This is a genomic window from Caulobacter sp. P1_B12_2 (assembly GCF_056406675.1).
In genome coordinates this window covers 1-14,017 of record NZ_JBFTZS010000059.1, presented here as the reverse complement: position 1 = coordinate 14,017, position 14,017 = coordinate 1, and the positions used below count along the sequence as shown (strand labels likewise).

Here is a 14,017-nt window from a genome sequence, read left to right as displayed (position 1 = left end):
CCCCTGGGCCTTCGCCGACTTCCGCAYCTCGCAGAGCATCATGCGGATCGGGGCGCTGAACCATAAGGGCCTGTTCACCCGCGAGCGGAAACCCAAGCTGGCCGCCCATCGCACCCGCGCGCTGTGGAGCAAGCCCGCCAAGGTTTGAGCCCGCCCGTGACCGAACCCGTCGCCGACACGAGAAAGCTGCGTCAGCACATCGCCAACCGGATCGCGGCCTCGATCCGCGACGGGCGCTGGGCCAGCGGCGCGCGCCTGCCGTCCGAGCGCGACCTGGCGGAGGACCACAAGGTCAGCCGCCCGACCATCCGCGAGGCGATGATCATCCTGGAGGCGCGCGGCCTGGTCGAGGCGCGGCACGGGGCGGGGGTCTATGTCATCGACGCCCCGCGCCCCGAGGTTTCGGCGCCCCAGCTGGAGGTCAGCGCTTTCGAGCTGGTGGAGGCGCGGCGGCTGATCGAGGGCGACGCCTGCGCCCTGGCTGCGGCGGTGATGACCGACGACCAGCTCGACGAGCTGACGGTGATCCTGCACGACATGGCCGAGGAGCACGATTTCGGGGCGCTGGCCGACCTGGCCGACCGGCGCTTCCACGTCGCCATCGCCAAGGCCAGCCGCAACGGCGTGCTGGTGGCGATGGTCGAGAACCTCTGGGACCTGCGCTACCAGCCCACCTGCCGCGATCTGCTGGAGCGGGCGGGGCGGGTGAGGGCCCATCCCCTGGTCAACGACCATCAGGAAATCCTGGACGCGCTGAAGGCCCGCGACCCGTTGGCGGCGCGCTCGGCGATGCGCGAGCATCTGGGTCGGGTCATCGAGAACCTCATGACCGTGGTCGAGGCCGATGCGCTGGAGGAGGCCAAGGCCCAGATCCTGGCCCGGCGCAGCGAAGTGGCGCGCCGCGCCAGCGTCTAGGAAGAGCCGCCCGAGCACAGCGGCGCGGCGACGATCTCGGCCAGCATCGATCGATCATGGGCGTGGGCGCGCTGGCGGTAGTGCTCCAGGTGGTGCGGGATCAGGACGGCGAGTGCGGCGGCCGAACCGCCGGCGATGATCGCCACCGGCCACGCGCCCAGCAGAGCCCGCAGGCCGCGCGCCGAGGCCCCGGTCAGCAGAGCCAGAAGTCCCAGCGCGCAGCACAGCACGGCGGCGCCTAGGCCGGAACCGCTTCGGCGTGGCAGGCCTTGGCCGGCGCGGCGTCGTCGTATTCGTCGTGGCGGCGCATCCAGTCGCCCATGTTGCCCGACTCGTTGCGCCCAAGCGGGGCGCGGTCGAGGATCATGTAGGTTCCGATCAGGTCCTCGCCGCCGCGGCCATAGCTGGAATAGGTGTGGAACACCTGGCCGGTTTCGTCCTTGAAGAACGTGCTCATGCCCGGCAGCTCTTTGGCGTCGTCACCGGCGGGTTCGAAATTGTAGGTCGCGCCGGCCGCGATGCTTTCGGGCGTGAAYGACACCCCGAAGTCGTGGTTGAAGTCGCCGCCGAACGACGAGGCCCACGGGAATTTCCAGCCCATCCGGGCCTTGTAGGCCGAGATCTTGTCCAGCGGGGCCAGCGACACGGCGATCAGGGTCACGTCGTGATGGTTCAGGTGGGGCAGGGTTCCGTCCAGATGGTCGGCCAGGAACGAGCAGCCCGGGCAGCCGGCTTCCCATTCGGGCGGCAGCATGAAGTGATAGACCACAAGTTGGCTGCGTCCGTCGAACAGCTCGGCCAAGGTCTTGCGACCGGCGGGCGTGTCGAACGCATAGGCCTTGTCGATCTTGACCCAAGGCAGGGCCAGCCGCTCGGCGGCGTTGCGGTCGCGCAACTGGGTTTCTTCCTTTTCATGGGCCAGCAGCGCCTTGCGCGCTTCGAGCCATTCCTCACGCGACGCGACCTTGTGGTTCGCCATCTTCCTTCTCCCTTGTCGTGAGCCCGCCGAGCCGTTTGGTCTTGACAGATAACGTTGATATCAACATAACTGAGACGTGTCAAAGCCGCTGCAAGTCCCTTACGCCGCCACCCTCCACGTGAAGGACACTTGCCTGTGCCTGCACGCCCAGCGCGCGGCGCGGGCCCTGGCGCGGCGATTCGACCAGGCCCTGGCGGGTTTCGACATCACCAGCGGCCAGTTCTCGCTGCTGATGTCGCTGAACCGGCCCGAGCCGCCGACCATCGGCTCGGTGGCTGGACTGCTGGCCATGGACCGCACCACCCTGACCGCCAATCTCAAGCCGCTGGAGCGGCGCGGCCTGCTGACCGTCAGCGTCGATCCCGAGGACCGTCGTAGCCGTCGGCTGGCGCTGTCGCCCGCTGGGATGGCGGTGCTGGCGCGCGCCCTGCCGGTGTGGACGCAGACCCACGCGGATATCGAGGCCGGCCTGCCGCAAGGCGACGGCGACGCCCTGCGCGCCGGCCTGCTCGCCCTGGCCTGATCGTCGAGGCGATTAACCCGGCCTTTTTCCGTTTTGCCCGATGGCGCGCGATCTCTAGGCTGTCAGACTCGAGAATCTGACGCGCACGGAGCAATCACGCGTGACCACCACGATCTACGGCATCAAGGCCTGCGACACGATGAAGAAGGCGCGGGACTGGCTGGAGGGTCACGGCGTCGCCTATGAATTCCACGACTACAAGACGGTGGGCGTCGACCGTCCGCGCCTGGAGGCCTGGAGCAAGGCCGTGGGCTGGGAAGTCCTGCTGAACAAGGCCGGGACGACCTTCCGCAAGCTGCCGGACGCCGACAAGCAGGACATCGACCAGGCCAAGGCGATCGCGCTGATGCTGGCCAATCCGTCGATGATCAAGCGGCCGGTTCTCGCAACGGGCGATCAACTGCTGGTCGGATTCAAGCCTGACGTGTATGCTCGCGCCATGGGTTCGGGGGGCTGAATGGACGCCCAGATCGATCTGGTCATCTTTGACTTCGACGGCACGCTGGCGGACAGCACAGCCTGGGCCATGCGCGCCGTGCGCCCGCTCGCCGAGCGTTTCAAGTTCAAGGCGGTGACCGAGGACGAGATCGCCATGCTGCGCGGCCGCACCAGCCGCGAGATCATCGCCTATCTGGGCCTGCCCCTGTGGAAGGTTCCGCTGGTCGCCGCCCACGGCAAGAAGATGATGGCCGCCGAGGCTCACGCCATTCCGCTGTTCTCGGGCACCGGAGACCTGCTGCGCGGCTTGTCGGCGGCGGGACTGCGCCTGGCGATCGTCAGCTCCAATTCCGAGGCGACGATCCGCTCGATCCTCGGCGGCGAACTGGCGGGCCTGGTCGATCACTACGGCTGCGGCGCGGCGATCTTCGGCAAGGCCGCCAAGTTCAAGGCCGTGGTCAAAGCCGCGCGCATCCCCAAGAACCGGGTGCTGTGCATCGGCGACGAGACCCGCGACATCGAGGCCGCGCGCGAAGCGGGCCTGGCCTGCGGGGCGGTGGAATGGGGCTACGCCACCCGTCGCGCCCTGGCCGACCACGGCCCGACTATGATGTTCGCCGCCATGGATGAAATTATTTCCCGGGTCGCCGCATCCAATCACCGGGTCGGCGCCGACTAGTCTTCAGAAAACGGCGCGAAGGTCGCGTCGATCTGGAGATGAGACCGATGGAAGAGCTGTTCCGCTCTTATTGGTGGCTGGTGTTCCCCCTGAGCTGGATCGTGTTCGGCGCTTTCCAGAGCTGGCTGGCCTATCGCGCCCGCCGCGACGCCCTGGGCGTGCTGCAGCTCTACGCCAAGGCCGGCCGCGAGCCGCCGCCGGAACTGGTGGCGCGACTGCACGCCCGCTGCCCCCACTGACCGTTCGAGGCGCGCGACGCGCCTTTGGAGACCAAGACCATGGAAGACATGTTTCGACAGTTCTGGTGGCTGATCTTTCCGCTGAGCTGGTTCGTGTTCGGCGCCTATCAAAGCTGGCTGTCCTACCGCGCCAATCGCGACACCCTGGACCTGATCAAGACCTATGCCGAGGCCGGGCGCGAGCCGCCGCCGGAGCTGCTGGCCAAGCTCAGCAAGCGCTGGAACGACGGCGACGAAATGAGCGACCCGGACGAGGACGATGAACGCCCGCGCCGCCGTCACTATCGCCGCTATCGCCGCCACCACACCTGGTCTCGTGTTGCGCTGTTCGGCTGCCTCTGCGCCGGCTTCACCTACGCCTCGGTGACCGACCTCTACGAGGCCGGGCCGGCCTTCGTGATCGTGGCCTTCGTCATGGGCGCGCTGACCGTGGCGTCGACCGTGTCGATCCTGGTGGACCGAGGGCCGCGGGTCTGATGGACGGACCGCTCGTTCGGGCCGCGCGAAACGGATCTCAATCCGCCTTCGCCCGGCTCGTGGCGACGCACGAGCGGGCCCTGCGCGGCTTCCTGCGCAAGAGCGGCTTCGGCGACGCCGACGWCATCGCCCAGGAGGCCTTCCTGGCGGCCTGGTCCAGCCTGGATCGGCTGCGCGAGGACGACGGCTTTCGCGCCTGGCTGTTCGGCATCGCCTGGCGCAAGGCGCTGGATCACAGCCGCGCCGCCAAGCGGGCCGCGCGCCGCGACCAGGCTTGGAGCCAGGACCAGGCCGGGGAGGTCTCGCGCGACGCCGATCCGGCCGACCGCATGGCGCTGGAGGCGGCGCTGGCCGACCTGCCGCCGGACCAGCGGGCCTGTGTCACCCTGTGCCTGGGGCAGGGCTGGTCGCACGGCGAGGCGGCGCAGACCCTGAACCTGCCTCTGGGCACCGTGAAGTCGCATGTGAACCGAGGACGTGAGAGACTTTTAGCCGTATTGGGAGACGCGTCATGACCCCCGAAGATCGCCTGGCCGCTTTTCTGTCCGCCGACGCCGCCCCCGCGCGGCCGGCCGTGGATGCGGTGTTCGTCGCCGAGGTGATGCAGCAGGTGGCGTGGCGGGAGCTGAAACTGAAGCTGGCTTCGGCCGCCGTGACGGCCGTCGCCGCCGGCGCGGTGCTGTGGACCTGCGCTCCGGCGCTGGACCTGGCGGTCAGCACGCTGGCCCCCGTGCTGCTTCCCGTCGGCGGGATCCTGACCCTGGCGGCGGCGGTCAGCCTGCTGGGCGGCCAGATCCTGATCCGACGTTAGGCGCTCGGTTTCCTAGGGAATCGGGTGAATCCTTCGAGAGGCGAAAGCCTTACGAAAGTTTCATCCGACCCGGCGCCTCCAATCGGCGTGGCCCAGGTCTCTTACCTACAGAAGGCGAGGCGATACGCCGCCGCCGAACATTCGAGGGGACTTAGCCATGGACTTTGGAATTTTGATCCCGCTGGCGCCGTTTTTGATGGTCGCGGCGATCGTGATCGTGCCGGCGTGGCTGCGGACGCGTGATCGCCGGGAAATGCAGGCCACGGTTCGGGCCGCCATCGAGAAGGGGCAGCCGCTGCCTCCCGAACTGGTCGACGCCCTGTCCAAGGATGTGCGGCCGCGCATAACGTCCTCGGCGCATCGCGACATGCGGATCGGCGTGGTTCTGATCTTCGTCGCCGTCGGCGTCGCCCTGACCGGCTTGGCGCTGGGCCAGATCAATCACTACGCGATGTACGGCACCCTGAGCGGCGCGGCCATTCCCGGCATGATCGGCCTGGCCTTCGTCATCCTCAGCTTCTTCAACCCCAACAAGCGTCCGCCGCAAGACTGACGCCCGCGGGGAAGAGGGGACGAAATTCATGGGCACTGAACGCCCACCCACGGGCCACGACGTCGAACTGGCCGCCCTGGCGGCGGCCGGCGATCGACGGGCCTTCGGCGAGCTGGTGCGTCGCCACGGCTCGGCCGTGCGGGGCCTGCTGCGCCGGCTGGGGGCCGATCCGGCCACGGCCGACGACGTCGCCCAGGACGCGTTCCTGGTCGGCTACGAGCAGATCGCCGACTATCGCGGGGAAGGGGCCTTCGCGGGCTGGATCAAGAAGATCGCCGCGCGGCTCTATCTGCGGAAGGTCAAGCGGGAAGCGCGTTTCGTGCTGACCGAGGCCCCCGAGGAGCAGGCGCCGGTCGGACCGGACGGCTCCGCCGCGCGCGCCGATCGTTTGGACCTGGACGAAGCGCTCAAGCATCTGTCCAAGGCCGAGCGCCTGTGCGTTTCCCTTTGCTACGGGGCCGACTGGTCGCATGCCGAGGCGTCCGAGACCTTGAACATCCCTCTTGGGACGGTCAAATCCCATGTCAAACGTGGTCTGGATAAACTCAGAGCCCGGATGGCCCCGCCGTCCGAAAGCCCTTCGAACGACTCCGCGAGGAGAGAAAACCGTGGCTGACCTGGATTTCGAAACTCAGCTGACGCGCCTCTACGGCCAGGCTCCGGTGTTCCGCGACGCCGAGCTGTTCGCGCAGCAGGTGACCGACAAGCTGGATCGGGGCTGGGCGCTGCGCCGAGTGCTGATCGCCGGGACGGGCGTCGTCGCGGGTCTGGCCGCGGCGGTTCAGCTTATCAGCGCCCGCTTCACCGACGAGTTCTCGCAGGTGTCGCACGAGAGCACGCAGCAACTGAGCATGAGCCTGGAGAAGCTGACGAACCGCTATGACCAGCTGTTCACCCTGGGCGGTTCCGAGACCCTCTGGGTGGGCGTGGCCCTTGCCGTGCTGGCCTTGGCGTTCGCCGTGACCCGGCTGGTGGACGAGGTCTAGCGGCGGTTTCGGTCAAGTTTTCAACGATCATGTTGCGGCGCCGAACGTTCTGGCGGAAAACGGCACGCGTTTTTCGCTGGAGTGCTCGCCCTGTCCGCCCATCGTGAAGAGAAGGTCCGTCGCCTGGCGGCCCCCGACATCGCCGCGCGCAAGGGCGGCGAGCCCATTGTCTGCCTGACGGCCTACACCGCGCCGATCGCCGCGGCGCTGGACGAGTCGTGCGACGTGCTGCTAGTCGGCGACTCGCTGGGCATGGTCGTCCACGGCCTGCCCAACACCGTGGGCGTGACCATGGAGATGATGATCCTGCACGGCCAGGCCGTGATGCGTGGATCGCGCAAGGCCATGGTCGTGGTCGACATGCCGTTCGGTTCGTACGAGGGCGCGCCGGAAGTCGCCTACGACAACGCCGTGCGGATCATGAAGGAGACCGGCTGTCAGGCCGTGAAGGTCGAGAGCGGCTCCACCGTGCCCGCCACCATCGCCTATCTCGTGCAGCGCGGCATTCCGGTCATGGGCCACATCGGCCTGCGGCCCCAGGCGGTGTTGGTCGACGGCGGCTTCAAGGCCAAGGGCAAGGACGAGGCCGGCCGGCTCAAGGTGCTGGAAGAGGCCCGCGCCACCGTCGAGGCCGGCGCTTTCGCCGTGGTGGTTGAGGGCGTGGCCGAGGGCCTGGCGCGCGAAGTCACCGCCGCCATCTCGGTCCCCACCATCGGCATCGGCGCCTCGGCGGGCTGCGACGGCCAGGTTCTGGTGGTCGACGACATGCTGGGGCTGTTCGACTGGACCCCGAAATTCGTCCGCCGCTACGCCGACCTGAAGGGCGAGATCGAGCGGGCCGCGGCCGACTACGCCCGTGACGTCAAGGCCCGCACCTTCCCGGGCGAGGCCGAGACCTACTACGCGAAGAAGAGCTAGCGGACCGAAAGACTTCGGGGCCGGGCCGGTTCCGCCCCGTTGCGGCTGGCCCAGACACGCTATAGGTTCGCCGCCTCGGTGGGTTCGCTCACCATGGTTTTCATTTCGCGTGTCGGCTTTGGAGCAATCCGGTGTCGACGCCTCAGGGCGCTGTTTTCGCCCCTATCGGAGCCTCGTTCGTGGTCGATGTGTTTGACGAGGTCGAAGAGCAGCTGCGCTCCGACCGCTACAAGTCCCTCGCGCTGAAGTCGCTGCCCTGGGTGGGCGCGCTGGCCGCGGCGGCGATTCTCGGCACGGGCGGCTGGATGGGCTGGACCAGCTACCAGCAGGGCCAGAGCGACAAGGCCACGGAAGCCTATCAGGCGGCCCTGACCAGCGCCCAGAAGACGGGGCCTGTCTCGGCGTTTCCGGCGTTCGAAGCGATCTCCAAGACCGGCACCCCGGCCTACAAGGCCCTGGCCTTGCTGCAGATGGGCGGCGTGCGCCTGGAGCAGAACAAAACGGCCGAAGCCGTGGCCTATTTTGACCAAGCGGCCAAGCTTTCGACCAATCCAGTGCTCGCCGACCTCGCCGGCCTCAATTCCGCCTTGGCGCTCCTCGACACGGCTCCTTACAAGGATGTCGAGGCGAGGCTGACCCCGTTGATGGGCGAGAAGAGTCCCTACCGCGTGCAGGCCAAGGAAGCCCTGGCCTTCGCGAAGCTGCGGGCCGGCGATCTGGCCGGCGCGCGCGGCGATTTCCTTGTGCTGTCCAGCTCGCTCGACAACTCCTCGGACGAGATCCGCGAGCGGGCCCGAGGCGCCATGGCCATGATCGATTCAGGCTCCGCCAAGGACCTGCCGGCCGTGGTCAAGGCCGCCATGGCCCTGCCGCCACCCGCCGCCCTGGCGCTCCCGCCCGGCGCGCAAGCCGACGTCGCCCCCGCTACTGCCCAATGAGCCGCCGCACCATGACGACTAAGCGCTATCTGCTTCTCACCGCGATGATGACCGCCGCGGTGTCGGTGGCCGGTTGTTCGACGGTTTCCAAGCTCAATCCCTTCGACAAGAAGGAGGCCAACAAGACGCTGGCCACCCAGGGGCAGCGGATTTCGGTCATCGCCTTCGATCAGAAGGTCGAGCAAGCCGAAGCGCTCAAGGGCTCTGACTTCTTCCTGCCCGAACCGACCGTCCAGGCCGACTGGCCTCTGCCGGGCGGCAACGCCGAGCAATCGGTCGAACACGTCGCCGCCGCAGCCAACTTCGACATCGCCTGGCGCAAGGGCTTCGGCCAGAAGGCCACCCGCCGCTACCACGTCACCGCGCCGCCGGTGGCCGCCGACGGCAAGATCTTCGTGATGGACGGCGAGGCGACCGTGGTCGCCATGGACGCCCGCAGCGGCTCGACGATCTGGCGCAAGGACCTGCGTCCCGCCAAGGCTCCGGGCAAGAAGCACGGCTTCATGGGCATCGGCGGCAGCTCGGCCGACCGCACCGGCTTTGGCGGCGGCGTGGCCTACGCCAACGGCAAGCTGTACGTCGCGTCGGGCTTCCGTTTCGTGGCCCAGCTCGACGCCGCGACCGGCGCCGAAGCCTGGCGTCAGGAAACCAGCACCCCGATCCACGCGGCGCCCACCGTCTCGGACGGCCGGGTGTTCGTGATCTCCACCGACAATGAACTGCTGACCTTCAACGCGACCGACGGCGCGCCGGGCTGGACCTACCAGGCCCTGATCGAGCCGGCCCGCATCTTGGGGGCCACCAGCCCCGCGGTCAGCGGCGACACCGTGGTCGCCGGCTTCGCCTCGGGCGAACTGGTCGCCCTGCGCGCCGCCAACGGCAACGACCTGTGGAGCGAGGCCCTCAGCCGCGCCAGCCGCACCAACGCCCTGTCGGAAATCCGCGACATCGCCGGTCGTCCGGTGATCTTCAAGGGCGACGTCTTCGCCGTCAGCCACTCGGGCGTCTTCGCCGCCACCGACCTGCGCACGGGCCAGGCCCGCTGGAGCCTGCCGGTCACGGCGATCACCAGCCCCTGGGCCGCCGGCGACGTGGTCTTCGTGGTCGACAAGGCCGGCCAGGTGATCTGCGTCTCGCGCGAAGCCGGTCAGGTCTATTGGATCCGCGATCTCAACAACACCGACCAGCTCAGCAAGAAGCAGAAGAAGAAGCGCGCCAAGCATCCGCTGCTCTGGTCGACGCCGATCCTCGCCTCCAACCGTCTGATCACCGTGTCGAGCGAAGGTCAGGCCGTGGCCCTGAACCCCAAGACCGGCGAGACGTTGAAGACCCTGAAGCTGGGTCAGTCGGTCCTGCTGGGTCCGATCGCCATGGGCGACACGGTCTATCTGGCGACCGACGAAGCCGACCTCATCGCCATCCGCTAGGCGTCTCCGGGCGCGTCCCGGACCCATAATTCAAGCAACGCGAACCCGGGCTGGTCCTTACCAGTCCGGGTTTGTCGCTTTTGTCCTCGAAATCGACTAATCACACCCCATGCCTTTGAAACTCGCCATCGTCGGCCGCCCCAATGTGGGCAAGTCGACCCTGTTCAACCGTCTGGCCGGCCGCAAGCTGGCCCTGGTCGATGACCAGCCCGGCGTCACCCGCGACCGTCGCTTCGCCCATGGCCGCCTGGGCGACCTGGACCTGGAGCTGATCGACACCGCCGGCTTCGAGGACGTCACCGACGAGAGCCTGGAGTCGCGCATGCGCGCCCAGACCGAGCTGGCGATCGAGGAGGCCGACGTCTCCCTGCTGGTGTTCGACGCCCGCGAGGGCCTGACGCCGCTGGACAAGACCTTCGCCGAGATCCTGCGCAAGCGGAACAAGCCTGTGCTGGTCGCCGCCAACAAGTCCGAGGGCAAGGCCGGCGACCACGGCGCGGCCGAGGCCAACAGCCTGGGCCTGGGCGAGCCGATCCAGATTTCCGGCGAGCACGGCGAGGGCATGGCCGAACTCTACGCCGCCCTGATCGCCATCGCGCCGGAAGAGCTGCAGGGCGAGCATGACGAGCTGGGCGACGACAAGCCGATCAAGATCGCCATCGTCGGTCGTCCCAACGCCGGCAAGTCGACCCTGATCAACCGCCTGATCGGCGAGCAGCGCCTGCTGACCGGTCCCGAGGCCGGGATCACGCGCGACTCCATCTCGGTGGACTGGGACTGGGGCGGCCGCAAGGTGCGCCTCGTCGACACCGCCGGCCTGCGCAAGAAGGCCAAGGTCAACGAGAAACTGGAGAAGCTGTCGACCGGCGACACCATCCGCTCGATCACCTTCGCCGAAGTCGTCCTGTTGATCATGGACGCCACCCACCCCTTCGAGACGCAGGATCTGCAGATCGCCGACCTGGCCGAGCGGGAAGGGCGCTGCGTCGTCTTCGTGCTGGCCAAGTGGGACCTCGTCGAGGACCAGGCTGCCACGCTGAAGGGCTTCGTCGAGCACGCCGAGCGCATGCTGCCCCAGCTGCGCGGCACGCCCGTGGTGGCTCTGTCGGGCGAGACCGGCAAGGGCGTCGACAAGCTGATGCCGGCCGTGCTGAAGAGCCACCGCGACTGGTCGACCAAGGTCAAGACCCGTGACCTGAACGACTGGCTGCAGATGGCCATGCAGCGCCACCCGCCGCCCAGCGTCGGCGGCAAGCGGATCAAGCCCAAGTACATGGCGCAGATCAAGGCGCGCCCGCCCACCTTCGTGCTGTTCTCCAGCCGCGCCGACCAGATGCCCGAGCAATATCGGCGCTACCTGATCAACAGCCTGCGCGAGAGCTTCGACCTGCCGGGCGTGCCGCTGCGCATCACCATCAAGTCGGGCGCCAATCCTTATGCCGAGGGCGAGGCCAAGGGCCACTCCGGCAAGGGCAAGCGCGAGTTCGAGCGCAAGGAACGCGAAGCCGAACGCATTCGCGCGTCGCGCAACACGGTCAAGAAGTCGGTCCGCCTGGCCGAGGCCGCCGCGGCCGCGGCCGGCGTCGAGTTCGAACCGGGCCGGACGGAGGCCACGCCGACCAAGGCCGCCGTCAGGGTCGCCAAGAAGGCCGGCCAGACCGTGACCCGGACCGCCAAGCCGAACGAGCCGACCACGGCGCCCGCCGCTGAACCCGGCAAGGCGGCGGTCAAGGCGGTCAAGAAGCTGGGTCCCAAGGCCCAGAAGAAGTCCGAGACGCCCAGCTACAAGGTCGGCTTCAAGGCTGCCGGCGGCAAGGCTGTGACCGGCAAGTCCGGGTTCAAGTCGCCGACGCCGAAGCGGCCGGTGGCTGGGTCTCGCACCGTTCGCGGCAACAAGGCGCCGCCGAAGGGGCGCTAGACGCCCCTGAGCCGGTTGTGCATGGCGGTGGCCGCGATCGCGGCCTCGCCTTGGGCCGTGGTGATCTGGTTGAGGCCGCGCACCATGTCGCCGGCGGCGTAGAGGCCTGAAATCGAGGTTTGCTGATGGTCGTCGACCACCAGCCGCCCCTGGTCGTCGTGGCGCGCCCCAGCCGCCAGGGCCAACCCCGTGCGCGGCGTCACGCCCAAGGCGCTGTAGAGCGCGTCGAACTCCATCCGTCCCGCGCCCGAGAAACACAGGGCGCGAGCCCGGTCGGTCTGGAGGTCGACGCTGTCGATCGGCGCTTCGATCACTATCACGCCCGCTTCGGCCAGAAGGGCGCGTTCCTCGGCGGGCAAGGCCTCGGGCGCGGCGATGTGGATCAAGGTCAGCTGGTCGGAATAGGTCCGCAGGAACAGCGCTTCTCGCGCCCCCAGCGGGCCGTGACCGATTACGCCGACTCGCTGTCCGGTGACCTCGAAGCCGTCGCAGATCGGGCAGATGCGCAGCAGGGTCCGGCGAACGGCCTCGTCCACGTCGGGCAGGGCGGGGGCGTTGTCCTCGACGCCGCAGGCCAGAAGGACGGTCGGAGCCTGCAAGGTTTCGCCGTCGACCTCCAGGGCCAACCCTCCATCCGTGATCGACAGCGTCTGGACCGTCCCCGACTGGATGCGCGCGCCGTACCGCAGGGCGTGCTCCCTCTGCAGGTCCAGCAGCGTCGTGCCTGCCACGCCGTCCGGGAAGCCCGGGTGATTGTGGGTGGTCGGAATCCAAGCGGCCCGGCTGTCGCCGCCGTCGATGACCAGAACCTTCCGCCGGAAGCGCCCCAGATAGAGGGCCGCGGTCAGACCGGCGGGACCGGCGCCGACGATGATCGCGTCCAAGGGTTCAGGGCTCATGGCTGGCGTGAGGGACGTTGCATCGTGAGGGCCTCCGAGGCCGATAGACGCGTCAGGTCCCGAAGGGTTGCACTGGAACGCCGGGGTCGTCGGGACCATTTGCCCAGACATGCACCCTCGCCAAGCCAGCCTGTTCGACGAGCCCGCGCCGGGACCGCCCGGCTTCGTCTACCAACCCGACATGATCGCTCCGGACGAGGAAGCCGCGCTGGCGGTCGCGCTGGGGCGGCTCGACCTGCGCGCCTTCGAGATGCGGGGCTACAGCGCTCGTCGCCGGGTGGCCTATTTCGGCGTCCGTTATCAGGGGCCGGAGCAGGGGCTGGAACATGGACCGCCGATCCCGGACTTTCTGCAGGCCTTGCGTCGCAAGGCGGCGGATCTGGCGGGCATGATCCCCGACGCCCTGGTGCACGCGCTGATCAACGAATACCCGCCCGGCGCGCCGATAGGCTGGCATCGCGACCGGCCCGCGTTCGGCCAGGTGGTCGGGGTCTCGCTGCTCTCGCCATGCGTCCTGCGCTTTCGGCGGTCGGACGGAGCGCGCTGGGAGAGACGCTCCCTGACGCTGGAGCCGCGCTCGRGCTATTGGCTGACCGGCGAGGCGCGCTCGGTTTGGGAGCACAGCATCCCGCCCGTCGAGACGCTGCGTTATTCGGTGACGTTCCGGACGCTGGCTTAGAACTCTTCCCATTGCGGCGCGACGTTGGAGCCCGGACGCATCTGGGGAACGGGGCGAGCCGAACGGCGGGGCGGTTCTGCGGCGCGATGCCGAACCGGCGCGGCCGTGGGACGACGCGCGGCCTCCCCGGTCTCGAACCGCGACACCAGGTCCGCCAGGGCGCTGGACTCGGACTTGAGATTGGTCGCGGCGGCCGTGGCTTGCTCGACCATGGCCGCGTTCTGCTGAGTGACCTGGTCCATCTGGTTTACGGCGGCGTTGACTTGGTTGAGGCCGGTGGCCTGCTCCTGAGAGGACTGGGCGATCTCGGAGATCAGGGTGTCGATCTCGGCCACCTTGCCGACGATGCCGTTCAAGGCCTGGCCGGTGTCGCCGACCAGCTGCACGCCGCGCGCCACCTGCGAGGTGCTGTTGGCGATCAGGGTCTTGATCTCCTTGGCCGCATCGGCCGAGCGCTGGGCCAGGGCGCGGACTTCCTGGGCCACGACCGCGAAGCCTCGACCCGCATCGCCGGCGCGAGCCGCTTCGACGCCGGCGTTCAGGGCCAACAGGTTGGTCTGGAATGCGATCTCGTCGATCACGCCGATGATCTGGGTGATCTGGCCCGAGCTCTGCTCGATCTCGCCCATGGCGGCGAC

The 14,017-nt window shown here is 68.4% G+C and carries 20 protein-coding genes; 16 read left to right on the top strand and 4 right to left on the bottom strand.

Annotation, left to right across the window (positions count from 1 at the left end; all coding sequences use genetic code 11):
* Positions 1 to 156 precede the first annotated feature (156 nt).
* Positions 157 to 915: a FadR/GntR family transcriptional regulator gene (locus AC1DZ6_RS05880; RefSeq protein WP_477096256.1), complete on the top strand. Its 759-nt coding sequence runs from the start codon at positions 157 to 159 to the stop codon at positions 913 to 915.
* Here the strand turns inward: AC1DZ6_RS05880 and AC1DZ6_RS05875 are convergent.
* Complete coding sequence (locus tag AC1DZ6_RS05875; protein ID WP_477096255.1) at positions 912 to 1,145, bottom strand: hypothetical protein; 234 nt, start codon at positions 1,143 to 1,145, stop codon at positions 912 to 914. The genes AC1DZ6_RS05880 and AC1DZ6_RS05875 overlap by 4 nt on opposite strands.
* Before the next feature lie 8 nt (positions 1,146 to 1,153).
* Complete coding sequence (locus AC1DZ6_RS05870; RefSeq protein WP_477096254.1) at positions 1,154 to 1,894, bottom strand: DUF899 domain-containing protein; 741 nt, start codon at positions 1,892 to 1,894, stop codon at positions 1,154 to 1,156.
* A 76-nt stretch (positions 1,895 to 1,970) separates the two neighbouring features.
* Here AC1DZ6_RS05870 and AC1DZ6_RS05865 point away from each other — a divergent pair, with 76 nt between their 5' ends.
* From AC1DZ6_RS05865 to der, 14 genes are all read left to right on the top strand, one after another.
* Positions 1,971 to 2,417, top strand: a complete 447-nt coding sequence (locus AC1DZ6_RS05865) for a MarR family winged helix-turn-helix transcriptional regulator (RefSeq protein ID WP_477096253.1) — start codon at positions 1,971 to 1,973, stop codon at positions 2,415 to 2,417.
* A 100-nt stretch (positions 2,418 to 2,517) separates the two neighbouring features.
* On the top strand, positions 2,518 to 2,874 hold the full coding sequence (locus AC1DZ6_RS05860) for an ArsC family reductase (RefSeq protein WP_477096252.1): 357 nt from the start codon (positions 2,518 to 2,520) through the stop codon (positions 2,872 to 2,874).
* Positions 2,875 to 3,534 (top strand): HAD hydrolase-like protein, encoded by a 660-nt coding sequence (locus tag AC1DZ6_RS05855; RefSeq protein WP_477096251.1) that lies wholly within the window; start codon positions 2,875 to 2,877, stop codon positions 3,532 to 3,534. It begins immediately after the preceding gene.
* A gap of 47 nt (positions 3,535 to 3,581) precedes the next feature.
* Positions 3,582 to 3,773 (top strand): hypothetical protein, encoded by a 192-nt coding sequence (locus AC1DZ6_RS05850; protein ID WP_477096250.1) that lies wholly within the window; start codon positions 3,582 to 3,584, stop codon positions 3,771 to 3,773.
* A gap of 39 nt (positions 3,774 to 3,812) precedes the next feature.
* Positions 3,813 to 4,250 carry a hypothetical protein gene (locus tag AC1DZ6_RS05845; protein WP_477096249.1) on the top strand — a complete coding sequence of 146 codons (438 nt, stop codon included), beginning with the start codon at positions 3,813 to 3,815 and terminating at the stop codon, positions 4,248 to 4,250.
* Positions 4,250 to 4,765: an RNA polymerase sigma factor gene (locus AC1DZ6_RS05840; RefSeq protein WP_477096248.1), complete on the top strand. Its 516-nt coding sequence runs from the start codon at positions 4,250 to 4,252 to the stop codon at positions 4,763 to 4,765. Before AC1DZ6_RS05845 ends, AC1DZ6_RS05840 begins: the two co-directional genes overlap by 1 nt.
* Positions 4,762 to 5,061: a hypothetical protein gene (locus tag AC1DZ6_RS05835; RefSeq protein ID WP_477096247.1), complete on the top strand. Its 300-nt coding sequence runs from the start codon at positions 4,762 to 4,764 to the stop codon at positions 5,059 to 5,061. The genes AC1DZ6_RS05840 and AC1DZ6_RS05835 overlap by 4 nt, the downstream gene beginning before the upstream one ends.
* Before the next feature lie 196 nt (positions 5,062 to 5,257).
* Positions 5,258 to 5,614 carry a DUF6249 domain-containing protein gene (locus AC1DZ6_RS05830; protein WP_477096246.1) on the top strand — a complete coding sequence of 119 codons (357 nt, stop codon included), beginning with the start codon at positions 5,258 to 5,260 and terminating at the stop codon, positions 5,612 to 5,614.
* 28 nt (positions 5,615 to 5,642) lie between these two features.
* Positions 5,643 to 6,230, top strand: a complete 588-nt coding sequence (locus AC1DZ6_RS05825; protein ID WP_477096245.1) for an RNA polymerase sigma factor — start codon at positions 5,643 to 5,645, stop codon at positions 6,228 to 6,230.
* Positions 6,223 to 6,600, top strand: coding sequence for a hypothetical protein (locus AC1DZ6_RS05820; RefSeq protein WP_477096244.1), 378 nt, complete (start codon positions 6,223 to 6,225; stop codon positions 6,598 to 6,600). Before AC1DZ6_RS05825 ends, AC1DZ6_RS05820 begins: the two co-directional genes overlap by 8 nt.
* Before the next feature lie 90 nt (positions 6,601 to 6,690).
* A complete protein-coding gene (gene panB / locus AC1DZ6_RS05815) occupies positions 6,691 to 7,518 on the top strand; it encodes a 3-methyl-2-oxobutanoate hydroxymethyltransferase (protein ID WP_477096257.1) in 828 nt (275 codons plus the stop codon).
* 179 nt (positions 7,519 to 7,697) lie between these two features.
* Positions 7,698 to 8,456: a tetratricopeptide repeat protein gene (locus AC1DZ6_RS05810; protein ID WP_477096243.1), complete on the top strand. Its 759-nt coding sequence runs from the start codon at positions 7,698 to 7,700 to the stop codon at positions 8,454 to 8,456.
* A gap of 11 nt (positions 8,457 to 8,467) precedes the next feature.
* A complete protein-coding gene (locus AC1DZ6_RS05805) occupies positions 8,468 to 9,883 on the top strand; it encodes a PQQ-like beta-propeller repeat protein (RefSeq protein ID WP_477096242.1) in 1,416 nt (471 codons plus the stop codon).
* 109 nt (positions 9,884 to 9,992) lie between these two features.
* Entirely contained in the window at positions 9,993 to 11,801 is a 1,809-nt protein-coding gene (der, locus tag AC1DZ6_RS05800; protein ID WP_477096241.1) for a ribosome biogenesis GTPase Der, read from the top strand.
* Here der and AC1DZ6_RS05795 read toward each other — a convergent pair.
* Positions 11,798 to 12,700 carry an NAD(P)/FAD-dependent oxidoreductase gene (locus AC1DZ6_RS05795; RefSeq protein ID WP_477096240.1) on the bottom strand — a complete coding sequence of 301 codons (903 nt, stop codon included), beginning with the start codon at positions 12,698 to 12,700 and terminating at the stop codon, positions 11,798 to 11,800. The genes der and AC1DZ6_RS05795 overlap by 4 nt on opposite strands.
* A gap of 109 nt (positions 12,701 to 12,809) precedes the next feature.
* Here AC1DZ6_RS05795 and AC1DZ6_RS05790 point away from each other — a divergent pair, with 109 nt between their 5' ends.
* Entirely contained in the window at positions 12,810 to 13,379 is a 570-nt protein-coding gene (locus tag AC1DZ6_RS05790) for an alpha-ketoglutarate-dependent dioxygenase AlkB (RefSeq protein ID WP_477096239.1), read from the top strand.
* Here AC1DZ6_RS05790 and AC1DZ6_RS05785 read toward each other — a convergent pair.
* Positions 13,376 to 14,017 (bottom strand): methyl-accepting chemotaxis protein (locus tag AC1DZ6_RS05785; RefSeq protein ID WP_477096238.1); only part of this gene is annotated, 642 nt, incomplete at its 5' end. The genes AC1DZ6_RS05790 and AC1DZ6_RS05785 overlap by 4 nt on opposite strands.

Excerpts from the sequence above, each read along its gene's own strand:
- AC1DZ6_RS05855 (WP_477096251.1), top strand. The coding sequence starts at position 2,875 with ATGGACGCCCAGATCGATCTGGTCATCTTTGACTTCGACGGCACGCTG.
- AC1DZ6_RS05850 (WP_477096250.1), top strand. The coding sequence starts at position 3,582 with ATGGAAGAGCTGTTCCGCTCTTATTGGTGGCTGGTGTTCCCCCTGAGC.
- AC1DZ6_RS05845 (WP_477096249.1), top strand. The coding sequence starts at position 3,813 with ATGGAAGACATGTTTCGACAGTTCTGGTGGCTGATCTTTCCGCTGAGC.
- AC1DZ6_RS05835 (WP_477096247.1), top strand. The coding sequence starts at position 4,762 with ATGACCCCCGAAGATCGCCTGGCCGCTTTTCTGTCCGCCGACGCCGCC.
- AC1DZ6_RS05830 (WP_477096246.1), top strand. The coding sequence starts at position 5,258 with ATGGTCGCGGCGATCGTGATCGTGCCGGCGTGGCTGCGGACGCGTGAT.
- AC1DZ6_RS05825 (WP_477096245.1), top strand. The coding sequence starts at position 5,643 with ATGGGCACTGAACGCCCACCCACGGGCCACGACGTCGAACTGGCCGCC.
- AC1DZ6_RS05805 (WP_477096242.1), top strand. The coding sequence starts at position 8,468 with ATGACGACTAAGCGCTATCTGCTTCTCACCGCGATGATGACCGCCGCG.
- der (WP_477096241.1), top strand. The coding sequence starts at position 9,993 with ATGCCTTTGAAACTCGCCATCGTCGGCCGCCCCAATGTGGGCAAGTCG.
- AC1DZ6_RS05795 (WP_477096240.1), bottom strand. The coding sequence starts at position 12,700 with ATGAGCCCTGAACCCTTGGACGCGATCATCGTCGGCGCCGGTCCCGCC.